Source organism: Pseudomonas sp. ICMP 561 (assembly GCF_002699985.1).
GTDB lineage: Bacteria > Pseudomonadota > Gammaproteobacteria > Pseudomonadales > Pseudomonadaceae > Aquipseudomonas > Aquipseudomonas quasicaspiana.
In genome coordinates, this window is sequence record NZ_LKBT01000023.1 from 393,131 (window position 1) to 416,302 (window position 23,172).

The following is a 23,172-nucleotide window of genomic DNA, read 5'->3' on the forward strand; positions in this document are numbered from 1 at the left end:
GCTTACCTCTTGCTCTTGATGGCAGTGCCAAGCACTTGCAGGTAGGCAACCAGCGCGTCCATCTCGGTCTTGCCTTTGAGGGAGGCACCGGCGCCACTGATATCGTCATCGGTATAAGGCACGCCCAGGGTGCGCATCGCCTTGATCTTGGCTTCGGTGTAGCGGCTGTCTACCTGCTGGGTCACCAGCCAGGGATAGGCAGGCATTTTCGACTCGGGAACGACGTTGCGCGGGTTGTACAAATGCGCGCGGTGCCAGTCGTCCGAGTAGCGTGCGCCGACGCGAGCGAGGTCTGGTCCGGTGCGCTTGGAACCCCACAGGAACGGGTGATCCCAGACACTTTCACCCGCTACCGAATAGTGCCCATAGCGCTCGGTCTCGGCGCGGAACGGACGGATCATCTGCGAGTGGCAGCCCACACAGCCTTCGCGAATATAGATATCGCGGCCTTCCAGTTGCAGCGCGGTGTAGGGCTTCATGCCCTCAACCGGTTTGTTGGTGACGTCCTGAAAGAACAGCGGGACGATTTGCGTCAGGCCGCCAACGCTGACGGCCAGCACCATCAGAATCATCAGCAGGCTGACGTTTTTCTCGATCGTTTCATGTCTCATGGCGATCTCCTCAGGCCATCTGCGCAGCAGCGGCAGCTTCGACAGGGTTGGAGGCCTTTACGGTGCGCCAGGTGTTGTAGGCCATCAGCAACATACCCAGCAGGAAGATCGCGCCGCCTGCCAGGCGCACGATGAATCCGGGATGGCTGGCCACCAGTGTTTCGACGAAGGAGTAGGTCAAAGTGCCGTCTTCGTTGACCGCGCGCCACATCAGGCCTTGAGTGATGCCGTTGACCCACATCGATGCGATGTAGAGCACGGTGCCAATAGTGGCCAGCCAGAAGTGCGCGTTGATCAGGCCAATGCTGTGCATCTGCGGGCGGCCGAAGACTTTCGGGATCATGTGGTACAGCGCGCCGATGGAGATCATGGCGACCCAGCCCAGGGCTCCGGCGTGAACGTGGCCGATGGTCCAGTCGGTGTAATGGGAGAGGGCATTGACGGTCTTGATCGCCATCATCGGACCCTCGAAGGTCGACATGCCGTAGAACGCCAGGGAAACCACCAGAAAGCGCAGAATCGGGTCGCTGCGCAACTTATGCCAGGCACCCGAAAGGGTCATCATGCCGTTGATCATTCCGCCCCAGCTCGGGGCTAACAGAATCAGCGACATCACCATGCCCAGCGACTGCGCCCAGTCGGGCAGGGCGGTGTAGTGCAAATGGTGCGGACCGGCCCAGATGTACAGGGTGATCAGCGCCCAGAAATGCACGATGGACAGGCGATAGGAGTACACCGGACGTTCGGCCTGTTTCGGCACGAAGTAGTACATCATCCCCAGGAAGCCCGCGGTCAGGAAAAAGCCCACCGCGTTGTGCCCGTACCACCATTGCACCATGGCATCGGTGGCGCCGGAGTACAGCGAGTAGGACTTGGTCAGGCTGACCGGCAGTTCCAGATTATTGACGATGTGCAACACAGCAACCGTGAGGATGAACGCACCGAAGAACCAGTTGCCGACATAAATATGTTTGGTTGTGCGCGTGGCTAGGGTGCCGAAGAACACGATGGCGTAAGCCACCCAGACGATTGTGATCAGAATATCGATGGGCCATTCCAGCTCGGCGTATTCCTTGGAGCTGGTGTAACCCAGCGGCAGACTGATGGCTGCCAACAGGATCACCAATTGCCAGCCCCAGAACGTAAACGCCGCCAGTTTCGGCAGGAACAATGTTGTCTGGCAGGTGCGCTGCACCGAGTAATAAGAGCTGGCAAACAGCGCGCAGCCACCAAACGCAAAAATCACCGCGTTGGTGTGCAGCGGGCGCAAGCGACCAAAGCTTGTCCAGGGGAGATCGAAGTTGAGTTCAGGCCAGACCAGTTGGGCGGCGAGAAAGACTCCAAGTCCCATCCCGACAATCCCCCAGATCACCGTCATAATGACGAACTGGCGGACCACCTGATAGTTGTAGGCGGTACTGTTAGTGGTGTTCATTTATTTATATTTCCCATCCAGGCCAGGTCGGGTGCGCTACGCACAGGTTTAGCTCCGGGTTATTGGCAGACTCATCAAAAGCGAGGCAAGCATGAGCATTGGGCAAAGTGCCGGTATTGACGAAGATCAATGTGCACAACTGGCAAAAGACCACGGCTGGTTATGGAATCAGGCGGTCACAGACCCACGAAGCAAGCCCTTGGCGACGCTTGTTCTGGCTCACGGCGCGGGTGCGCCGATGGACAGCGACTTCATGAACGACATGGCTGCGCGCCTTGCCGGACAAGGCGTCAACGTGTTGCGTTTCGAATTTCCCTACATGGCGCAGCGCCGGGTCGATGGACGCCGTCGGCCGCCGAATCCGCAAGCGCAATTACTCGACTGCTGGCGTGAGGTGCATGCCAGTGTGCGACCCCATGTCACTGGGTGTCTGGCCATTGGCGGCAAGTCCATGGGCGGGCGTATGGCCAGCCTGATCGCAGATGAACTGCACGTGGATGCGTTGGTGTGTCTGGGTTATCCGTTCTATGCGGCAGGCAAACCGGAAAAACCTCGGGTCGCGCACCTCGCAGATCTGCAAGCGCGGACGTTGATCGTGCAGGGTGAGCGGGATGCCTTGGGCAACAAGGAAAGCGTCGAAGCCTACACGCTGTCCCCTGCGATTGAGGTGCTGTGGATTCCCGCCGCCAATCACGACCTCAAGCCCTTGAAGTCGGCAGGCATCAGCTATGAAGACTGCCTGGCGAACACCGCGAAGCGTATCGCGGACATGCTGGGTTAAGTCGGCAGGCAGTGCAGATCGAACTCACCTTCGGTCACTGCGAAGTCCAGGGCGGAAATACTGAAGCCGAACTCACCCCTCAGACGCTGCGCGGACAGGTCGGCCTCAAACAGCGTCAGTTGCCCGGCCTGAATATGCCCTGAGTGATAGATGATGTTCTGGCTGTTCGGCGTCTGGTGATAGACGACTTTGATGTACTCACTGGCCACCAGGTCGTGAGTGCCCAAAGGTAAATCCCGATCGAAGAACAGGCCGATACTGGCGCGTTTACGGCCGACCTTGCCTTGAGCGATAACCTTCCAGATCCACTGCCGAGGCGTCGGTGACAACTCCGGTCGTAGGATCAGACTCGCCGACAGCAACGACACTACCAAAGGGGATTGATTGACCACCGCCTGAAAACTGCCTTGGCAGGTTGGCGGGCTGACCCGCGATTTACGAGGCATTGCGGACGCGCTCATGTACGTGCTCCTTGCTGAGCAGTGTGTGATTTGGGGGATGCAGAGAAGGGCGTCGCACTTGACAGGTAGTGCGACGCCCGGAAGTCCGGTTTTCGGTCTGAACCCAGTGCATCAACCGTCAGCGAATACCTACGCCAAGGCTGATGCTGTGCTCCAGCACCTTGAAGTTAGCGCCGGTTACCAGATTTTTGATGAGGTACCACTTCATGCCCACCAGGTTCTGCGCTGCTACCGTGGACGACCAGTACAGCCCGTTACCCATTGGCCAGCGACTGCCATAAGCATTGAAGATCTGATTCAGTTCATCAATCGCCGGGACACGCGCGCCTTGACCTGCGGCGGCGGCAGTCATCTGCGCATACTTGCCAGAGCCCAGTCCTAAGCAGTGAATAACGCCAGTGACCGTGACCGTATAGCTCTTGGTTTCACCCAGTGCATCCGTCACCGAAATCCTTGCTGTACCGTTGCCCCGAACCGAGGTCAGGCCATGCTCATCCACATGAGCAATACGGGTGTCGCTGCACACATAGGCATAAGGCGCCTGCCCGCCACTGGCAATGCGCCGCACCGTCGTACCTTCTGGAAAGGACGGGAGGATATCCGGCCTGCCGGGAATCAGGTAAACCTTGCCGCCCAGGCTCACAGGCGACGTGTCGAAGTTCATACCCTGCTGAACCCGCAACCACAGCGGCGCAGAAACCACCGCCGTGCCCGCCCGCGTCACGGTATACGTCACACTCGCAGAGCTGCCGATGGTCTGGTTAATGAAGGCTTTCGGGATATTGAATAGCAACTGCGCATCGCCGCCGATCACCTGCGCAGGCGTGTCGTAACGGGCTGTGCCTTCCCAGGTCACGACCACACTGTCGCCACTGCTCATGTCCGCATAACCCACCCGCACCGTGGCACCGGATTCGGGGATTTTTGATGGGGTCAGCAGGCCGTCGGGGCCGACGGTGTCCATGGTTGGGGCGGGGAGGCGGGTAACCCCTGCCTGAATTTTCAGCAGCAACGTTCCGGAAACCTGCGCACTGCCATTGGCACGAAGGACGTCATAACTGATCGATACCGTCTGGCCCTTGTTCGCCTCGACCAGGGTCGCCGAGAACAGCATCTCAAGGTCCTTGCCTGCGTCGGCATCGGTAATCGTCTTTTCCTTGTTATCGCTTGCGTTGGGTCCGCGCCACTGCACCTCTACGCGATCACCACGCGCAAGTTGCGCCAAGGCACCTACGACCACCGTCGCGCCCTGCGTTGCGTTCACCGGATCAAGCGTATCGCCATTGGCTTCCTTGACCACCGGCAACGGCAGTTCAGGCAATACCCGAAGTTGTAGATTGATCTGTACCCCCTGAGCATTCACCGAAAGATTGCCCGCCAGATCGGTCACGGTGTAGAAGACTGGTGCTTCGATATCACCAATGTTCTCCAGAAATTCCCGGGAGAAATCCACCATGACTCGCTGCAGGCCCATGTCATCCCGGCCAACGATTGCCACAGGCCCTTCGACAGAGCCCCAGTAAGTGCGGATCACATCGCCTTCTTTCATATCGCTGTAACCTGCGATCTTGCCACGCAATTTGTTCCCCAAGGCCTCCAGCTCGGCTGAAGTCAGGCCGTTCTGGATGGCGGCCGGGAAGATGATGGGGGCGAGCAGGGGATTGCCGGGGGCGGTGCGGTCGATTTCGATTCGAGTGGTGAATGAATCGTCAGTGAGTTCGCTAAACGGATTTTTGGTTCTATAGCCGACGTAATGCAGGCCTTCATTCATGAGTGCAATAGGGATTTCAAGCGTCAGGCGCTCTCCTGGCTGCTCATCATCGATTGTTTTTTCCGGGCCTATGAGCATGTCATCAAACAGAAGTTGATAAGTAAATTGAGGGCGCGCCGCGCTCCACACATCTAACTCTACCATTAGCGGTTTATTTAAATACTCGATAGGGATGATTCCATTATCAAGTGCGCTTGGCACGGAGGGTGCCTCAAGTTCTGGCGAGGGAATATTTTTTTGATTAAGCATGATTTTTCCTAGTTATACCTGCAGGATGCAGCGGGCCCTTTGGCCCGCTGTGTCTATGTTTATCGAAATGTACAAGTCAGCTCGGCTGAGTCCAGCATATGAACAGGTGCGCGCGTCACAGTAGAGTTCACGGCACTTTGGTTACTGCCTGGTGGTGGCTCAACTTTTATACTCACCTCTGCGAATCCGGTACAGATCATTCTTAAGTTTCGATATGGCACGGTGAATGTGTAGCCATCAATGATGTCAAACTCATCCAGCTCCCGTGCAGCCGTATAATTCGACGCTTCAATGGGGGTGTTGTCATCATCAAAGCCTTTGAAAGTCAATGTTACTTTCTGATCTTTGGCAATGTTGATATAAGGTATTATCAGCAAGTCGGCGCCATTTGGGTTCAGTACAGGCGCAATGTAGCCTCCGGAGTTAAGTTTGAATTGAGGCCCCTCCAGTCCGTCTGGACCTCCAGGCAACTCTTCTCTGGATCGAACAACTACTGACTGTAGCGGAGCTTTCGCAGGGTTGGGGTTACCGTTTCGCACCAGAGTGAAATACACCGGAATTTCAGCGCCCGTGCCTTGAAGTTTCAGAATTTCGTTGTCAATCGGGATCATCAGATCCTTCTCCGCACTTACGTCGGTAGCTTTAATCTGATACCACTGAAGTTTTTGTTGATCACCCCAATAAAGATTCAGATCATCGCTAACCTGGAAGTCCCGGTTCCAGGCCACGATGCCACGACCGTTAAGCTCGTAATCATCCTCGTCAATAAAGTTGTCGGTGGTATTTGGGTTCTCAATACTGGTTCCTTGTACCGTCAGGGCTGTCAGAGGACTCGTCACAGGAAGCGTCAGGAACACATCGACAGTGGTGATGAGCGAGGTGCCGACGACTTCATTTTGTCGGGATACCTCATAAGAGACCTTCACCTCTCCGGGAGGTAGCGCATTGATGGTTTCAAACGGCACGCGCAGAGAAAGAACAATATCTTCGTCTTCATTGCCCGGCGGTAAGGACACGGGGAGCATAGGGTTGCTCTCTCCCCAGAAAAGTCGAATCTGATCCAGTGCATTCGCATTGTCGTAGTGAGGAATGTCTACCTTTACACCAACCAGAGCCTCTGCATGGTCAATCAGGTTACCCAGATCCGGGTCAATGATTGGGGCGGGATAGTCCGATGGAATTTCCTGCAGTCTCAAGAAAACTGGTACCGGATTCGACTCAATTGAAAGGTTTCCAGCCCGGTCATTTACCTTGTAAGTGACCAGTTGCTCCTGCTCACCCAGACTCTCCAGAAAGCTCTTGGTGAATGTCACCGAAACCTGATTGAGCCCCATGTCATCTTCATCGACGTTTGCGCTCGGTCCTGGGGTGTTACCCCACATTGTCTGAATATGGTCGTGTTTAGCCATGCCGGTATAGCCGGCAATATGAGCTTCCAGTCTGCCCCCCAGTTGTGCGAGTTCGGCAGCCGTGAGGCCGTTCTGCACTTCAGGAGGAAATTGAATCTGGCTCAACTCCGGGGAGCCTGGTGGTGTTTTATCAATAACCACCATATAGGGGAACGAGCGATTTGCTACCTCACTCAACGGGTTGTAAGTTCGGTATTGCAGCATGTGGACACCTTCATCCAACAGGCTGACCGGGATCTGTAGCGTGAGAGGGTCGCCCGGTTGCTCATCTTCGCTAATGAACTCTGCGTCGCCGTAAGGCACGTTGTTCCAGACTAGTTGATAGGTATAGCCGGGGCGTGCACCCGGCCAGACTTTTAGTGTGACGGTTACGGGACGTTCCAGTGCAGAGATCGGCAGCAGGCCTGGTGTGTCGTCGTCATGGAAGGCGACCGGTACATCTGGCTTCTCGTGAACAACTGTTTCCTGTTTTTCTTTTCGATACTGCGGGACAATGAGAGGTTTTCTCGGTGTAGCTTTCATTGTTTAATTCCTTTTTTGATATTATTTACGATTCGTATAGAGGTCCGCTTATAGCGTGCACCTCTGAAGTAATAACCTGGAAAATTCACAGCGACCTTTGTGTCGTTGCTTGATTTCAAGTTAGGGCGGAAGTAATCGTTTTTTTCTCAGGACGTCAACCGAAGGTGGTAGATAAATCTTACCTTTCTGGGATTTTCAGAAGTTTCCTACAAAATCCCTGTGTATGTAGGAAATAAGCTCATTGTTCTAGGAGTTTTCCTACTATTCTCTGCTAGCGTCAGGTAGTAGTCCCGTGATTAAGTCGAGAAGAATGCGTCTTCTGTCAAATAGGGAGACGAATTTGTGTCGCACGAAATGCGTTATTTACAAACTGGTGTGGGGCGTATCGCAGTCGCTTGTTTTATTGGAGCGGCGCCTGGTATGGATGCTTGGGCGAGTCACTCGAATTTGCCTCAAGAGCAACATATAACTGCTAATGAGCAGGGCTTTTTTATTGGGAGTGAATTGACGCAAGTGGTTCCGGTAGAGGGTGTTGTAAAGACGGTTGACGCTTCTACCCCGGTCGATTCGTATCATGTTACTAAGGGGGGGGTTCTCAATATAATTAATGGCGGCGTAGTCAATTCGGTATTGGTTATGGAGTCGGCTATCAATGTAAGTGATGGCGTAGTGAATGGAGGGATCAGGGTTGATATCGGTGAGGCGACTATTGAACGGTCGGTCATTCGTAATGAGACAGGATATGCATTGCGCTTGGGTGGTAGTGGCTCCGAGGCAATCGTGCGCTCCAGTGATTTATCAGGGTTAGGCAAGGCGATAAATTTAGGCGTAAACCGCTCTTTAAGAATTGCTGACAGCCGGGTCTACGGTGCTGAGTCGGCGGAGAACAGAGGCCTTGGTATCAATGTTATGGGGGCAACCTTGTCGGTGTCCGAAAACAGTCATGTACGCGGTCAGTACAACGGAATTAATGTGGCGCTTGCCTTGGATTCCTCAGCCATTCCACTTCAACATCTGAGTACGATAGTCATTGACAGCTCCGTTGTGGAGGGCGTCGAAGGCCCGGCCATCAGTGTTGGTCCGGGGGAGGCAGGCAGCGATGGCGCGATTGCCGATATCACCATTCAAAATAGATCCACGTTGCTGTCAGGTAATGGCAACTTGCTGGAAGCCGATAATCTGAGCACTGTAAATTTAATCGTCGACAACAGCACCCTCAACGGCAATCTCGTTGCCGACACCACCAGCACCCTGAACGTTACCCTGCAACGCAACGCCCAACTCACCGGCAATATCATCAACGGCGATAAGTTGGCGATCAACTCCGGGGCGAGCTGGACACTGGCGGATAGCAATCAGGTGAATTCGCTGGCGATGAGGGGCGGGCGAGTGAGTTTCGGCGAGGGAGCGCACAAGACGCTGACCTTGGGCGAACTCTCCGGTCGCGGAACCTTTGATATGCGGGTCAATCTGGATGAACGCCAGGGCGATTTACTGCGGGTCGAGGGCCAGGCGAGCGGTAATCACGGTTTGCGCGTGAAAAATACAGGTGTTGAGGTGGTCGACCCCGACATGCAGCGGTTGCTGCTCGTGGACACCGACGGGGGCGATGCGCAGTTCAGTCTTTTGGGCGGGCGTGCGGATCTGGGCGTCTATTCCTACGAGCTGGAGCAGCAGGGCGATGACTGGTTTATCGTCGGCTCGGGCCGGGGCATCAGTCCTTCAACTCACAGTGTGCTGGCGCTGTTCAACGCAGCCCCGAACATCTGGAGCAGTGAGTTGAACACGTTACGTAGCCGCATAGGCGAGGTGCGTGGCCATGAAAAGGGTGGCGGCTGGATGCGGGCGTATGGCAGCCGATTCAATGCCAGCACCGGTGATGGGGTTGATTATCGAAATAATCAGAGCGGCCTTACATTAGGGGCCGATGCACCGCTGCCAGTGAGCGTCGGGCAGTTGTCATTGGGCTTGATGGCGGGTTACAGCAAAAACGATCTGGCAATCGGGCAAGGTACCAGCGGCAAGATCGGCAGTTACTATGTGGGCGGTTACGGTACCTGGCTGCTGGACGACGGCTATTACCTGGACGCGATTCTCAAGCTCAACCGGTTTCGCAATGAATCCAGAGTCGCCATGAGCGATGGTGCGAAAGCCAAGGGGAATTATGAGAGTACCGGTCTTGGTGGATCGCTGGAGTTCGGCAGAAACATCCGCTTTGCCGATGGCTACTTCCTCGAACCCTATGCGCAGTTTTCCAGCGTTTGGGTGAAAGGCGACAGCTATGCGCTGGATAACGGTATGCAGGCACGCAATAACCAGACTCAATCGGTATTGGCCAAGGTCGGAGCATCGGCAGGGCGCAGCATTGCCCTCAAGGATGGCGGCGTGGTGCGCCCCTATCTGCGACTGGCAGCGGCTCAGGAGTTCTCACGTGATAACGAGGTCAAGGTCAACTCCACCCGTTTCGACAATGATCTGTTCGGCTCTCGAGCCGAAGTGGGGGCCGGGGTTTCGGTGTCCTTGTCGGAGCGTCTGCAGTTGCATGCCGATTTCGATTACATGAAAGGCAAGCAGGTCGAGCAGCCATGGGGCGCGAATGTGGGGTTGAAGTTCGCCTTTTGATCTACCTGCGCCCTGCGTAAAGAGGGCGTTAGTCTGCAAAAAACATCACAGAGGTGAATGACCCCCGGCGAGCAATCGTCGGGGGTTTTTACTTTTATGGACTGTCAGGCATTGACTGCCGGGCTACTCGGACCATTCCTCCGTTGTGCTCTCTGCCTGGCAGGCGCTGGATCACGATTGACCGTGACACGTATCGCAGGAGAAGTACCAATCAGATACTCGTCGCGATGCACCTCATAGTAAACGTCCACCAGACCATACTGGGCCTGAGTGATCAGGTCGTAGCTGACGCACAGAACTCGTACCGTACTGTCCTTGCTGATGTCGCGTAGGCGAATCAGGGTCGAGGATTTGTTCTGGCCCCAATAAAACACAAGCGTATCGCCGAGGCGCATTTTCTCCGAGCCGGGAATATTGATGTGGACCCCGGCGTTGGCCTGTTCATAGCTGACGGTGTTGGGCTTGACGTTCGCCAGCCTGGGCGCCTTCAGATAACGGGATATATTCAAGTCGGGGTGCTGTACTGACACAGTGGAGTCCGCGCCTTCTGGCAGTGGGTTAATAGTGACAAGTGTTAGTTCCGAGGCATGCTCTTGCTTAAGCGGTGAGGGCTGTTCGCTGGCTTGGTCGACGGTGGATTTTATATTGTTGGGTGCGTCGGGTGTGAACTCTTCGTTCATCTTTTCGTCCTGAATGACAGATAGATTTAAATATGTTGTTTAACTTGTCGCGTTGCGTCCATGGCTTGTGTTGGGTGTATTAGAAGATGTCGTGTTTGCGAGGTCAAGTCAGACGCTTCCGATAAATGGCTCATACCATTCGGTGTGGTGGAGAATAGTTTTGTTTTGTGAAGTGCAAGCATGTGCGCGGATTTTTCCCGCATGCATATAATAAAAATCCCGCACGCAAACGCGTACAGGATTTTTGTTTTGCTATTCAAACGAGTGGCTGCGATGTTAGCGCTGCATTGTGATCTCAACTGACTGCGCAAGAACCGAGCGGTTACCCGCACGGTCGGTTACGTGGTAAGTAATATTTACCCGGTCACTGAACAGGCCTTCAAGAAACTCCTGAGTGAAGGAAATTTCGATGGGGCTGGTGGTGAGGTTTTCCGGTTGAACGCGGTAGGTTGGACCTTGAATCCCGTTGCAGACCGTCTGGATCAAGTCGCCGGGTTCCATGCCTGCGTAGCTTGGGATTTTTGCATTCAGGAAGTCCCCAAAGCTGACGCTTGCGAATATGGCAGGCGCCAGCAGAGCAGCGCCTGGGGAGGTTCGATCAACGATCAGCGAGGTGGTTGCAGAATCACTACTCACGCCATTTTCATTGTTGGTGGCCCTAAGGCCCAACCTGTAAATACCGTCATTCAGCAAATGTTCGGGATCGAGAACCATCGAAATAATATCCCCTGAGGTGTCGCTATCGGACATGGTCCAGATTGCGCCGACCAACTCACCATTTAGCATCAGCTGTACGTAATAACCTGGGTACGTAAATTCCCAGAGGCGGAACTCAACATCAATAGGGTTGTTTAAAGTACTTACCCGTAGCAGTCCGTCAACGGGATCGGCGGCGGGTACGAACGGGACTGGAAGTCCGCTTTTGGTAATGTGTTTGCTCATTTCTTTTACTCTCCAGATCACGCCTCTAATTCAGCGCAACCATCAATTAATTGAAGTATTCAGAACCCGCCCCTAAAAATATCCACTTGTGCAGTAGTTATCTATGTGAGGTGAACTCTGAAAATCAACTAATCGGAACCCGCTCTGCCTGTCAACGCCACGCACACCAAAAATCAACCAAACACACCCTATCTATTTACTTTCAGAAGTTGCCTACAATCTACTTCATTAATTGTGTAGTCCTGGGGGATCGCTTTACGCTTCAATAGCCAATAAAAAACCCCGGCAGAACATGTCTGTCGGGGTTTTTTGATAACGCTCAATAATCAGCGGTTGAAGCGTTCCACCAGTGAGTACTGAGAGTTGGCGGTGTCAGTCAGTTCGCCGCTGAGGATGGCCGAGCGTTGCGCTTCGCCGGAGGTCTGGTCGGCAAGGTGCGCGATGGTGGCGATGTTGCGGCTGATCTCTTCGGCGACCGAGCTTTGCTCTTCGGTAGCCGCGGCGATCTGGGTGGTCATGTCGGTGATGTTGGCGACGGCTTCGCTGATGCCGACCAGCGCTTCATCGGCTTCCAGCACTTTGGCGACGCCTTCTTCCGCCTGACGATGGCCGGTGTTCATGGTCTGCACGGCGGCGTTTGCCGTGCTTTGCAGCTTGGCGATCAGACCGTGGATCTGCCCGGTGGACTCGGCGGTGCGCTGCGCCAGTTGGCGAACCTCGTCCGCGACGACGGCGAAGCCGCGACCCATTTCCCCGGCGCGTGCTGCTTCGATGGCCGCGTTGAGGGCCAGCAGGTTGGTCTGGTCGGCGATGCCTTTGATCACATCGACCACGCCGCCGATTTCATTGCTGTCCTGAGCCAGTTGGGTGACCGTCAGGCCGGTTTCGCCAACGGCCCGCGACAGGCGTTGAATGGCTTCGCGGGTTTCCCCGGCGATGTCGCGCCCGCGACTTGTCAGCTGGTTGGCTTGCTGAGTGGCATCGGCCGTGCGCTGCACGTGGCTGGCGACTTCCTGGGTGGTAGCGGCCATCTGATTGATAGCGGTGGCAACTTGCTCGGTCTCGACGCGCTGGCGTTCCAGACCACTGGAGCTGGAGTTGGCCAGGCTGTTGGACTGGCGCGCCTGACCGGTCAGTTGTTCGGCGGTGTCCTGCAGACGCGTCAGGCAGGTTTTCAAACGTGCTTCCTGACTGAGGATCGACATTTCCAGACGGGCCTGCGGGCCGCGGCTGTCGGTGTACATCTGCGCGATCAGCGGATCAGAAGTGGTCTGCTCGGCCAGGCGCAGCAGTCGCTTGATGCCACGTTGCTGCCAGGACAGGCCCAGCAGGCCCAGCGGCACCGACAAACCGGCAGCCAAGGCGAAGCCCCAGCTGGTGTTGAGCCATACGCCGATCAGGAAGCTGAGCTGACTGACGAGGATGAATGGCAGCCAGTCCTGTAATACCGGCAGCCATTTGTCACGACCTGGAATGGCTGATTTTCCATTGTTCAGGCGGCCGTAAAGGGCTTCGGCCCGCCTGATCTGCTCAGCAGTCGGTTTAACCCGTACTGATTCGAAACCCACGACTTTCTGGTTTTCGAACATTGGCGTGACATAGGCGTTAACCCAGTAATGATCGCCATTCTTGCTGCGGTTTTTGACGATGCCCATCCACGGCAGGCCTTGCTTGAGCGTGCTCCACATATGTTCGAAAACCGCTGACGGTACGTCTGGGTGGCGAACGGTGTTGTGGGGCGCGTTTAGCAGTTCTTCCCGAGAGAAACCACTGATTTCAACGAAGGCGTCGTTGCAGTAGGTGATCACGCCGCGGGCGTCTGTGGTTGAAATCAAACGCTGTTGTGCTGGGAATGTCCGTTCGCGTTGAGTGATGGGCTGGTTATTACGCATGAGCTGTCCGATCCGCTGGGGCTTTGTGACTTTATCGACAAAAATACTCATTTATTGAGCGTTTTTGCCAAATGACCCACAAGTCACGGACGCCAATGACTGATTTAGCGGTTAAAAACCGGATATGTGAAGAGGCTGAAATGCAGCAGATTGAGCCCGAAATGTGTCGCCACTGCTGCCTGTAGTCCGCCAAAGCGATAGGCAAGGCCATAGCCTGTTCCGGCGATCCCTGCGAGAAGTGCCCATTGCCATCCGCTTCCCAGATGGGCCAGGCCGAACAGCGCGGATGCTGCAAAAAGCGCCAGCGTTGGCCCGTAAGGGAAGCGTTGCAGCAGGCGCTGAAAACCGCCCTGTAGATAGGCGCGAAAGAACAGCTCTTCAGTGAGGGTGACCAGTAACAGATTGTTCAACAGCCATAGCACGCCTTGCGCTGGCCATTTTGGCGACCAGCCGGTGACGCCCAGCATGACTGCCAGTGTCATGCAGACCGAGCTTGTACCTAGCAAGGTCAGCACTGCGGTTTTCAATGCTCGCCTTGCCGGTATTGCCGGTAACAGCCACGGACAGGCCAGCACGATCCAGAAGCCGATCAGTGGTTTGTCCAGATAGAAGTACATCGAGAAGGGTGCTGCTTCGGGGGAAAGGCGTTGAGCCGCGATGACCCGCTCACTGAAGAAGCCGGGCAGCCAGTGAATCGCCAACCCGAAGGCGAGGGCGATGAACAACCCGTGACCGAAGCACACGATCGTCCGCTGGCTGAATTGCGTCACGCAGATGCCTGCCATTACCAGCAGCCCGAAAGTCACCGCTGCTGGCAGGCTGAGGTCGCCAAAGCTCAGGGCAATGCAATAGCCGAGGGTGAGTAAAGTCAGACTGGTCCAGCGTATCGCCGGCATGGTTGCTCCTGGAATCCGTTCGCGCGTGTCGCTTCGGGCCGCTTGCAGAGTGCTGGTGTTTAAGCGGGCGCCAAGCTTCACTGATCCTGCGTGTTCATTTCCAGTTCTTTTGTCAGTGTTGTCTGAGGGAAAGTTTTGTCGGATGTTTCCGCAAGTCAAAAAAAGGCCGCTTGCGAGGAAGCGGCCTGATGGATGCGCAGCGTGAATCAGTCCTTGAGCGTTTCCACCTTGCGTGGGGCCATGAAGTACATCCAGGTCAGGGCAATGAAGTACATCGCCGGGATCATGGTGAACAGCACGCTGTAATTGTTGTTGGTCGCGGTCAGAACGGCGCCCACGATCTGGGTCATGAACATCCCGCCGATTGCAGCGCACATGCCGCCGAAGCCGAACACGGTACTCATCAGATGTTTAGGCGTGTAGTCCATCACCAGACTCCAGATATTGGCAGTCCAGGCCTGATGCGCACCCACGGCGAGGGAGATCGCTAATACTGCGACCCAGAGTCCACTGGCGTTGGCGGCAAAAATCACGCTGCAGATGGTGATGGCAAATATCAGCATCGACAGCAAACGGGCCGTGGTAGCGCGCATGCCTCGGCCGATCAGCCAGGACGAGAGAATGCCGCCGCCTATGCTGCCGAAGTCAGCGGTCAGCCAGATCAGGATCAACGGGATGCCCATCTGGGTCACGCTGATACCCAGGTTGTATTGCTGATTGAGAAACGGCGGCAGCCAGTACAAGTAGAACCAGAACACAGGCGCTGTCAGCGAGTAGGCAATGGCGAAGGCCCAGGTGCCGCGCATTTTCAGGATGTGCGAGAAGGGCACTTTGACCGGCTCGGGTTCAGGGTTCTGATTGATGTAATCCAGTTCGGTCTGGCTGACGCTCGGATGCTCTTCGGGGTTGTAGTACTTGAGGCGCCAGGTCACGACCCAGAACAGGCCGAGCAAGCCCATGCTGACGAACGCGGCTTGCCAGCCCCAGATGGTCAGAATGAACGGCAGCAGCGCAGGGGTGAGCATCGCACCAACGTTGGTCCCGGCATTGAAAATGCCGGTGGCAATGGCCCGTTCACCTGCGGGGAACCACAGCCGGGTGGTCTTGACGCACGCCGGGTAGTTGGCCGCTTCTGTCAGGCCAAGAATGAACCGGCAGATCATGAAGCCTGTGGCCGAAGTGGCCAGACCATGGGCGCCGGTGGCGAAACTCCACAACAGTACGGCGAGGAAGAAGGCGCGTTTCACGCCGACCCTGTCGATGAAGCGACCTTGCAGGAGGAAGCCTGCGGCGTAACCCACCTGGAACCAGAAGTTGATGTTGGCGTAATCCATCGCCGTCCAGCCCATTTCCTTGGCCAGGATGGGCTGCATGACACCCAGGGCGGCGCGGTCGATGTAGTTCAGGGTGGTCGCAAAAAATACCAGCGCGAGCATACCCCAGCGAACTTTACCGACGGCCATGGCACCGCGGATTTTCTCGCCCATACTGGCATGCGGATGAGCGACGTTAGCCGTCTTGGCGGCAGAGTGTGTGTGAATCATGGTTAAGCCGTCCGTTCCAGGATTCAGGCAAGTGGCCCTGAATCAGGCTATAAAAGCCAATCTGTGAAAGCGTCTCGAATCGTGGCCGAAGAGGGCCGCAGTGCTCTACAACGACGGTTACGCCGCAGGAGCTGATTTCGTGGGCGCTGGATTTTAATCAGGCTGAAGCCGATCCGATACGCGTTTCTATCAATGCGGGCGATAGAGAGGTATTTATCGGCTTGCGAGCCAGGGCTGAGTAGCCAACAGGACCGGGACGGAAGCGGGGGGAATCAATATATGAAGGCATGTGCGTGACCCTGTTTTTGAAATTGTTATGGTGTGCTTGCAAGGGTGTTATCAACTTCAGGCGGTTGGCCTTGTTCGACAATGTGCGGCTGATGTTGAGCACGGCCGACAAAAGCGTCAATCAGACAAATCTGCTTTTGGGCGATTATCGAACATTAAACTAACTGTCTGGTACATTATGAATTGCGATGGCCGTTGGCCGGGAGAATAATTCAGTTACCCCCCGTCCGTACTTTTGCCGTCCCTGCGTTCGGGGGGCATTTGAAATGCGATCCGCAGAGGTCGCGATCTCACAGGAGTCAAACATGCAACGTTCGATTGCCACCGTTTCCTTGAGCGGAACCCTGCCGGAAAAACTCGAAGCCATCGCCGCTGCCGGCTTTGACGGTGTCGAGATTTTCGAAAATGACCTCCTTTACTACGATGGCAGCCCCCGCCATGTGCGGCAGATCTGCGCCGATCTGGGCATTGCCATTACCTTGTTCCAGCCTTTCCGGGACTTCGAGGGCTGCCGCCGCGACCGCTTGCCCCGCAACCTGGACCGCGCCGAACGCAAGTTCGATTTGATGCAGGAACTGGGCACCGATCTGGTGCTGGTCTGCAGCAACAGCGCCGCCGACTCTCTGGGTGACGAACATATCCTGCGTGATGACCTGGCGATGCTGGCCGAGCGTGCGGGTGCCCGTCAGTTGCGAGTGGGCTACGAAGCGCTGGCCTGGGGCCGGCACGTCAATACCTGGCAACAAGTCTGGAATCTGGTGAAACAGGTCGATCATCCCGCCTTGGGCGTGTTGCTCGACAGTTTCCACACCTTGTCCCTAAAGGGCGATCCGAGCGCGATTGCGCAGATCCCCGGCGACAAGATCTTCTTTGTGCAAATGGCCGACGCGCCGATTCTGGCCATGGACGTCATGGAGTGGAGCCGTCACTTCCGCTGCTTCCCCGGCCAGGGAGAGTTCGATCTGCCGGGCTTCCTCGCACCGATTCTGAAAACGGGTTACACCGGGCCGCTGTCGCTGGAAATCTTCAATGACGGCTTCCGTGCCGCGCCGCCGCGTTCCAATGCTGCCGATGGCTTGCGTTCGTTGCTTTATCTGGAAGAGAAAACCCGGCTGTTGCTTGAGCAGCAGAATGAACCCGTTGCCAAGGACCTGTTGTTCAGCCCGCCACCTGCCAGCACTTACAACGGCGTCGAGTTTCTCGAGTTTGCGGTGGACGACGCTCAGGGCGCGCGCCTTGCCGGTTGGCTGAGTAATCTCGGTTTCGCCAGGCTTGGCCAGCACCGGTCCAAAGCGGTCAGCCTGATGGGGCAGGGCGATATCAAGATCGTGCTCAACGCCGAACCTTATTCATTTGCCCACAGTTTTTTTGAGGCCCACGGTCCTTCGCTTTGCGCCACTGCCTTGCGTGTCGAGAACGGTTCGGCAGCGCTGGAGCGTGCCCAGGCGTTCAAAGGTCAGCCGTATCGCGGGCTGGTCGGGCCTAACGAGCGGGAAGTGCCATCGGTACGCGCGCCGGATGGCAGCCTGATTTACCTGGTCGAGCCTGCTGTGCCGGGTGAATCGATATACGACATCGACTTCATGGTTAACCCGAACGCCCAGGCCGGTGGCGGCCTACAGCGCATCGATCACATGGCCATGGCGCTGCCCGCCGACAGCCTGGACAGTTGGGTGCTGTTCTATAAAAGTCTGCTGGATTTCGAAGCCGACGACGAAGTCGTTCTGCCCGACCCTTATGGTCTGGTGAAAAGCCGGGCGTTGCGCAGCCGTTGCAGCACAGTGCGTTTGCCGCTGAATATTTCGGAAAACCGCAACACGGCAATCTCTCACGCACTGTCCAGTTATCGAGGCTCAGGCGTGCACCACATCGCTTTTGCCTGCGAGGATATCTTTGCCGAAGTCAGCCGCGCCAAAGAGGCTGGCTTGAAGCTGCTGGACATCCCGCTCAATTACTACGACGATCTGGCCGCGCGCTTTGATTTCGATGACGAATTCCTCAGCGAACTGGCTTATTACAACGTGCTTTATGACCGCGATGCCCAGGGCGGCGAGCTGTTTCACGTGTACACCGAGCCGTTCGACGATCGCTTTTTCTTCGAGATTCTGCAGCGCAAGAATGGCTATGTGGGTTACGGCGCCGCCAACGTTGCAGTACGTCTGGCAGCCATGGCCAAGACACGCAGCGGAGCCGCTCGTCAGGCCCGGCTCTGATCCATGTAGCGCAGTCATTTTGAGCCTCGAGGGCGGCACCAGGACTATGAGAAACATAGCACCGCCCCGATCCGACCGTGGTATGCCGCTGAAATGACAACTATTGATGAAAGTGCCGTGATCGCCCCGGTTAGAACAACGGCGACAGGGCGCAAGAATAATCCGGAAAAAACCCGGGATGACATCCTTCAGGCAGCCATTGCCGAGTTCGTCGCCCAGGGTTTGTCCGGCGCGCGTGTCGACGCTATCGCCGAGCGTACAAAAACCTCCAAGCGGATGATTTATTACTACTTCAACAGCAAGGAGCAGTTGTACGCCGAGGTGCTGGAAAGGCTTTATGGCGACATTCGCCGCACGGAAAGCGGACTCAATCTGGATGCGCTGGAGCCCATGCAGGCCATTGAGCGGCTGGTGGAGTTCACCTTCGATCACCACGACCGTAACGTCGACTTCGTGCGGATCGTGTGTATCGAGAACATCCACAACGGCGAGAACGTCAAACAGTCACCGACCATCCGCCAGTTGAGCCAGAACATTGTCAGCATTCTCGACAATATTTTGCGTCGCGGCGAAGCGCTAGGAGTGTTTCGCCAAGGCGTGAACGCTATTGATCTGCATCTGATGATCAGCTCGTTCTGTTTCTACCGGATCTCGAACCGCCACACCTTTTCCGAGATCTTCCAGATCGAATTGGTCAACGACGAGATCAAACAGCGGCACAAGGCGATGCTGTGTGATTCGGTGAGTCGATACTTGCGGCCGTAGGACCGGCTTTAGCCGGGAGGACGTGGGAACACTCACCGAACCTTCTTCGCCAGAAATACCGCTCTCCCGGCTAAAGCCGGTCCTACGGGATTAAAGGCCACCATGGAATCTCCCACAAGGGAATGGAGGCATCTGAAGACATCAATTCAAGCCAGTAGTCATTCACCCATGCTCGCAAAGTGATCCTGCATGCGCCCCGCATCGGCCGTCTGGCCGCTGAACAGTTCAAAGGCCTTCACCGCCTGAAACACCGCCATGGTGCCGCCGTCCAGCGTGCGGCAACCCAGGGCGCGGGCGTGTTTGAGCAGTTCGGTTTCAAGCGGGAAATAGATAATTTCTGCGACCCACAGGGCTTTATGCAACAGCTCCGGAGGTAGCGGTGTACCAGGCAGTTTGGTCATGCCGACCGGGGTGGTGTTTACCAGGCCATCGGCAGCGGCCATGGCTTCACGCAAATCCCGACCTACCAACGCCCGGTTCGCGCCGAAGTGGCTATTCAGGTTGTCCACAAGGCCCTGGGCTCTTGCCGGATCCACTTCGAAAATACTCAATTGTTCGACGCCTTCGGCCAGCAAGGCATGGGCCACTGCGGCGCCCGCGCCACCGGCACCCATCTGCACCACGCGCTGGCGGGGCACGTCATTGAGGCCGCGACGGAAACCTTCGGCGAAACCCAGGCAATCGGTGTTGTGGCCAATCCGCTGACCATCCTTGAACAGCACCGTGTTCACCGCGCCGATACCCCGGGCCTCAGGCGAGAGGTCATCCAGTAGCGGGATAACCGCCTGTTTGCAGGGAAAGGTAATGTTCAGCCCGGTGTAACCCAGGCGCTGGGCACTGGTGATCAAGTCCGGCAGGGCGGTGATGTCGAGTTTGAGTGCATCGAGGTCGAGCAGTCGATACAGATAGCGGATGCCTTGGGCATCGCCTTCGTGCTCATGCAGCGCCGGGGTGCGCGAGGCCTGGATACCCGAACCGATGAGGCCGGCGAGAATGGACGGTTTACGAATGAAAGTCATGGCGATCGGCTCTTATTAGATGCCGCATTCAGGGATCGAAGGATGCGGTTTAAGCAAAATGTACCAGATGGTTAATTTTGCGGAAGAGCCAGGATGAAGGCAAGGCGATAAATCTGTTCGTTTATCGCCCTTTGAATGTGGTCTGTTGGAGCCGAGCTTGCTCGCGAAGAACGATAACGCGGTACGCAGGCATACCGTGTTGACCGGTTCGCGGGCAAGCCTCGCTCCAACCAGAGTCAGGATGCAATCAACTGCCGCAACACATAATGCAGAATCCCGCCCGCCTTGAAGTACTCCACCTCATTCAGCGTATCGATGCGGCACAGCACATCGACCAGTTCCTGAGTGCCGTCTTCGCGGGTGATCGTCAGCTTGAGGCTCATGCCAGGCCGAAGCTCAGCATGGGTCAGGCCGCTGATATCCAGCGTCTCCTTACCGGTAAGGTTCAACGTCTTGCGACTCTGGCCATTCTTGAACTGCAGCGGCAACACACCCATGCCGACCAGGTTTGAGCGGTGGATGCGCTCGAAGCTCTCGGCAATCACCGCTTTGACGCCCAGCAGGTTAGTGCCTTTTGCGGCCCAGTCGCGGCTTGAACCGGTGCCGTATTCCTGACCGGCAATGATCACCAGTGGTGTTTTTTCGGCCTGATAGCGCATGGCTGCATCGTAAATCGGCATCTTCTCGTCAGTGGGGGCGTGCAGGGTAAAACCACCTTCTTCGCCGCCGAGCATCTCGTTGCGGATACGGATATTGGCGAAGGTTCCGCGCATCATGACTTCATGGTTACCGCGACGTGAACCGTAAGAGTTGAAGTCTCGTGGCTCAACGCCCTGTTGACGCAGATAGCGGCCTGCCGGGCTGTCCGCCTTGATGTTACCGGCCGGGGAAATGTGGTCGGTGGTCACCGAGTCACCCAGCAAGGCCAGCACACGTGCGCTGTGGATGTCTTCGATGACCGGCAGCGGCCCGGCGATGTCTTCGAAGAAGGGTGGATGCTGGATGTAGGTCGAATCGTCCTGCCACACGTAAGTTGCAGCTTGCGGCACTTCGATGGCTTGCCATTGTTCGTCGCCAGCGAACACTTCGGCGTATTCCTTGTGGAACATGCCGGTATTGACCTGTTCAACCGCTTCGGCGATTTCCTTTTGGCTCGGCCAGATATCGCGCAGATAAACCGGTTGACCGTCTTTGCCTTCACCCAGGGATTCACTGCTGATATCCACTCGCACGCTACCTGCCAGCGCATAGGCGACAACCAGCGGCGGGGAGGCCAGCCAGTTGGTTTTGACCAGCGGATGCACGCGGCCTTCGAAGTTACGGTTCCCGGACAGCACTGACGCCACGGTCAGATCCGATTGTTGAATGGCTTTCTCGATAGGATCAGGCAACGGCCCGGAGTTGCCGATGCATGTGGTACAGCCGTAGCCCACCAGATCGAAACCCAGTGCGTCGAGGTATTGGGTCAGCCCGGCTGCTTTGTAATAGTCGGTCACCACTTTGGAGCCAGGGGCCAGTGACGTCTTCACCCAGGGCTTGGTTTTCAGGCCTTTCTCCACGGCTTTTTTCGCCACCAGTCCGGCGGCCATCATTACGCTAGGGTTAGAGGTGTTGGTACAGGAGGTAATTGCCGCGATGACCACAGCGCCGTTTTTCAGGCGATAGGTACGGCCTTCATGCTCGTATTCGGCCTCACCTGTCACTTGATCGGCATTGCCCACCGCGACACCACCGCCGCCTTCGCTTTCCAGACGACCTTCGTCTTTCTGGGCGGGTTTGAATTGCAGGCCAAGGAAATCAGTAAAGGCTTGGGCAACATCCGGCAACGCGACGCGATCCTGAGGACGCTTCGGACCGGCCAGGCTGGCTACGACCGTGTTCATGTCCAGTTCAAGGCTGTCGGTAAACACCGGATCCTGGCCGGGCAGGCGCCAGAGGCCTTGGGCCTTGCAGTAGGCCTCAACCAGTTTCACCGTTTCATCAGGACGACCGGACAGGCGTAGATAGTCCAGGGTCACCTCGTCGACCGGGAAGAAACCGCACGTCGCACCATATTCAGGGGCCATGTTGGCGATGGTGGCACGGTCAGCCAATGGCAGTTCGGCCAGACCATCTCCGTAAAACTCGACAAATTTCCCGACTACGCCTTTCTTGCGCAGCATTTGCGTGACGGTCAGTACCAGGTCGGTGGCGGTGATGCCTTCTCTGAGCTTGCCATTGAGTTTGAAACCGATCACTTCCGGGATCAGCATCGACACCGGCTGACCCAGCATCGCTGCTTCCGCTTCGATACCGCCCACACCCCAGCCCAGGACGCCGAGGCCGTTAATCATAGTGGTGTGAGAATCGGTGCCCACCAGCGTGTCGGGGAAGGCATAGGTGCGGCCATCCTCGTCTTTGGTCCAGACCGTGCGCCCCAGGTATTCCAGATTGACCTGATGGCAGATCCCGGTACCCGGCGGTACTACGCTGAAATTATCGAAAGCGCTCTGGCCCCAGCGGAGAAAGGCGTAACGCTCCCCGTTGCGCTCCATTTCGATATCGACGTTTTGCGCAAATGAATCTGCATCGCCGAATTTGTCGACCATCACCGAGTGGTCGATGACCAGATCCACGGGTGACAACGGGTTGATACGCTGCGGATCGCCGCCAGCCTTGGCCACGGCGGCGCGCATGGCAGCCAGATCGACCACGGCCGGTACGCCGGTAAAGTCTTGCATCAGGACGCGGGCAGGGCGGTACTGAATTTCCCGGTCGGAGCGACGCTCGCCCAGCCATGCAGCCAGCGATTTCAGGTCTGTTCCGGTGACGGTCTTGTTGTCCTCCCAGCGCAGCAGGTTTTCCAGCAGCACCTTGAGGGACATCGGCAATTTGCTCAGATCGCCCAGGCTCTTTGCGGCTTCCGGCAGACTGAAGTAGTGGTAGGTCTTGTTGTCGATTTCGAGTGTTTTAAGGGTGTTCAGGCTATCGAGGGAGGGCATGAAATAACTCCTTTGATGCGTCCGCACGGTACGGACTGGACGATTTAAATCCTTTTGCAAGCTTGGGTCTTGGTATCGCTCGCGATTGAAT

The 23,172-nt window shown here is 56.4% G+C and carries 16 protein-coding genes; 4 read left to right on the forward strand and 12 right to left on the reverse strand.

Annotated features, from left to right (window positions below; all coding sequences use genetic code 11):
- Positions 1-2: 2 nt before the first annotated feature.
- Positions 3-611: a cytochrome-c oxidase, cbb3-type subunit II gene (ccoO, locus tag AO242_RS18155; protein WP_099269808.1), complete on the reverse strand. Its 609-nt coding sequence runs from the start codon at positions 609-611 to the stop codon at positions 3-5.
- 10 nt (positions 612-621) lie between these two features.
- The gene (ccoN, locus tag AO242_RS18160; protein WP_099269809.1) at positions 622-2,046 is read right to left on the reverse strand and encodes a cytochrome-c oxidase, cbb3-type subunit I; all 1,425 of its coding nucleotides are present in this window, start codon (positions 2,044-2,046) and stop codon (positions 622-624) included.
- Positions 2,047-2,137: 91 nt separating this feature from the next.
- Here ccoN and AO242_RS18165 point away from each other — a divergent pair, with 91 nt between their 5' ends.
- Complete coding sequence (locus AO242_RS18165) at positions 2,138-2,827, forward strand: alpha/beta family hydrolase (protein ID WP_099269810.1); 690 nt, start codon at positions 2,138-2,140, stop codon at positions 2,825-2,827.
- On the opposite strand, the gene AO242_RS18170 is transcribed toward AO242_RS18165, so the two are convergent.
- The 3 genes from AO242_RS18170 to AO242_RS18180 all read right to left on the reverse strand — a co-directional run bounded on the left by AO242_RS18170 (position 2,824) and on the right by AO242_RS18180 (position 7,239).
- Positions 2,824-3,288: a hypothetical protein gene (locus AO242_RS18170; RefSeq protein ID WP_099269811.1), complete on the reverse strand. Its 465-nt coding sequence runs from the start codon at positions 3,286-3,288 to the stop codon at positions 2,824-2,826. The two genes, AO242_RS18165 and AO242_RS18170, sit on opposite strands and share 4 nt — an antisense overlap.
- A 118-nt stretch (positions 3,289-3,406) precedes the next feature.
- Positions 3,407-5,308 carry a hypothetical protein gene (locus AO242_RS18175; RefSeq protein ID WP_176560657.1) on the reverse strand — a complete coding sequence of 634 codons (1,902 nt, stop codon included), beginning with the start codon at positions 5,306-5,308 and terminating at the stop codon, positions 3,407-3,409.
- Between the two features lie 59 nt (positions 5,309-5,367).
- Entirely contained in the window at positions 5,368-7,239 is a 1,872-nt protein-coding gene (locus AO242_RS18180) for a hypothetical protein (protein WP_099269812.1), read from the reverse strand.
- A gap of 354 nt (positions 7,240-7,593) precedes the next feature.
- Between AO242_RS18180 and AO242_RS18185 the strand changes: the two genes are divergently transcribed.
- The gene (locus tag AO242_RS18185) at positions 7,594-9,861 is read left to right on the forward strand and encodes an autotransporter outer membrane beta-barrel domain-containing protein (RefSeq protein WP_257153465.1); all 2,268 of its coding nucleotides are present in this window, start codon (positions 7,594-7,596) and stop codon (positions 9,859-9,861) included.
- Positions 9,862-9,965: 104 nt separating this feature from the next.
- On the opposite strand, the gene AO242_RS18190 is transcribed toward AO242_RS18185, so the two are convergent.
- The 5 genes from AO242_RS18190 to AO242_RS18210 form a co-directional block, all read right to left on the reverse strand.
- Positions 9,966-10,541, reverse strand: coding sequence for a hypothetical protein (locus AO242_RS18190; protein WP_257153460.1), 576 nt, complete (start codon positions 10,539-10,541; stop codon positions 9,966-9,968).
- A gap of 276 nt (positions 10,542-10,817) precedes the next feature.
- Positions 10,818-11,483: a hypothetical protein gene (locus AO242_RS18195; RefSeq protein ID WP_218927846.1), complete on the reverse strand. Its 666-nt coding sequence runs from the start codon at positions 11,481-11,483 to the stop codon at positions 10,818-10,820.
- A gap of 326 nt (positions 11,484-11,809) precedes the next feature.
- Complete coding sequence (locus AO242_RS18200) at positions 11,810-13,375, reverse strand: methyl-accepting chemotaxis protein (protein ID WP_099269880.1); 1,566 nt, start codon at positions 13,373-13,375, stop codon at positions 11,810-11,812.
- A gap of 104 nt (positions 13,376-13,479) precedes the next feature.
- Entirely contained in the window at positions 13,480-14,271 is a 792-nt protein-coding gene (locus AO242_RS18205; protein WP_099269814.1) for a CPBP family intramembrane glutamic endopeptidase, read from the reverse strand.
- A gap of 206 nt (positions 14,272-14,477) precedes the next feature.
- Complete coding sequence (locus AO242_RS18210; RefSeq protein ID WP_099269815.1) at positions 14,478-15,815, reverse strand: MFS transporter; 1,338 nt, start codon at positions 15,813-15,815, stop codon at positions 14,478-14,480.
- A 593-nt stretch (positions 15,816-16,408) separates the two neighbouring features.
- Here AO242_RS18210 and quiC point away from each other — a divergent pair.
- Positions 16,409-18,316: a 3-dehydroshikimate dehydratase QuiC gene (gene quiC, locus AO242_RS18215; protein ID WP_027902112.1), complete on the forward strand. Its 1,908-nt coding sequence runs from the start codon at positions 16,409-16,411 to the stop codon at positions 18,314-18,316.
- Positions 18,317-18,409: 93 nt separating this feature from the next.
- Positions 18,410-19,081, forward strand: coding sequence for a TetR/AcrR family transcriptional regulator (locus tag AO242_RS18220; protein ID WP_099269816.1), 672 nt, complete (start codon positions 18,410-18,412; stop codon positions 19,079-19,081).
- Positions 19,082-19,239: 158 nt separating this feature from the next.
- Here the strand turns inward: AO242_RS18220 and AO242_RS18225 are convergent, their stop codons facing one another.
- Positions 19,240-20,100, reverse strand: a complete 861-nt coding sequence (locus AO242_RS18225) for a shikimate dehydrogenase (protein ID WP_099269817.1) — start codon at positions 20,098-20,100, stop codon at positions 19,240-19,242.
- Positions 20,101-20,336: 236 nt separating this feature from the next.
- Positions 20,337-23,081: an aconitate hydratase AcnA gene (gene acnA / locus AO242_RS18230; RefSeq protein WP_099269818.1), complete on the reverse strand. Its 2,745-nt coding sequence runs from the start codon at positions 23,079-23,081 to the stop codon at positions 20,337-20,339.
- Positions 23,082-23,172: the final 91 nt, after the last annotated feature.

Excerpts from the sequence above, each read along its gene's own strand:
- AO242_RS18190 (WP_257153460.1), bottom strand. The coding sequence starts at position 10,541 with ATGAACGAAGAGTTCACACCCGACGCACCCAACAATATAAAATCCACC.
- AO242_RS18185 (WP_257153465.1), top strand. The coding sequence starts at position 7,594 with ATGCGTTATTTACAAACTGGTGTGGGGCGTATCGCAGTCGCTTGTTTT.
- AO242_RS18180 (WP_099269812.1), bottom strand. The coding sequence starts at position 7,239 with ATGAAAGCTACACCGAGAAAACCTCTCATTGTCCCGCAGTATCGAAAA.
- AO242_RS18165 (WP_099269810.1), top strand. The coding sequence starts at position 2,138 with ATGAGCATTGGGCAAAGTGCCGGTATTGACGAAGATCAATGTGCACAA.
- AO242_RS18200 (WP_099269880.1), bottom strand. The coding sequence starts at position 13,375 with ATGCGTAATAACCAGCCCATCACTCAACGCGAACGGACATTCCCAGCA.
- AO242_RS18175 (WP_176560657.1), bottom strand. The coding sequence starts at position 5,308 with ATGCTTAATCAAAAAAATATTCCCTCGCCAGAACTTGAGGCACCCTCC.
- quiC (WP_027902112.1), top strand. The coding sequence starts at position 16,409 with ATGCAACGTTCGATTGCCACCGTTTCCTTGAGCGGAACCCTGCCGGAA.
- AO242_RS18220 (WP_099269816.1), top strand. The coding sequence starts at position 18,410 with ATGACAACTATTGATGAAAGTGCCGTGATCGCCCCGGTTAGAACAACG.
- ccoO (WP_099269808.1), bottom strand. The coding sequence starts at position 611 with ATGAGACATGAAACGATCGAGAAAAACGTCAGCCTGCTGATGATTCTG.
- acnA (WP_099269818.1), bottom strand. The coding sequence starts at position 23,081 with ATGCCCTCCCTCGATAGCCTGAACACCCTTAAAACACTCGAAATCGAC.
- AO242_RS18170 (WP_099269811.1), bottom strand. The coding sequence starts at position 3,288 with ATGAGCGCGTCCGCAATGCCTCGTAAATCGCGGGTCAGCCCGCCAACC.
- AO242_RS18210 (WP_099269815.1), bottom strand. The coding sequence starts at position 15,815 with ATGATTCACACACACTCTGCCGCCAAGACGGCTAACGTCGCTCATCCG.
- AO242_RS18205 (WP_099269814.1), bottom strand. The coding sequence starts at position 14,271 with ATGCCGGCGATACGCTGGACCAGTCTGACTTTACTCACCCTCGGCTAT.
- AO242_RS18195 (WP_218927846.1), bottom strand. The coding sequence starts at position 11,483 with ATGAGCAAACACATTACCAAAAGCGGACTTCCAGTCCCGTTCGTACCC.
- AO242_RS18225 (WP_099269817.1), bottom strand. The coding sequence starts at position 20,100 with ATGACTTTCATTCGTAAACCGTCCATTCTCGCCGGCCTCATCGGTTCG.
- ccoN (WP_099269809.1), bottom strand. The coding sequence starts at position 2,046 with ATGAACACCACTAACAGTACCGCCTACAACTATCAGGTGGTCCGCCAG.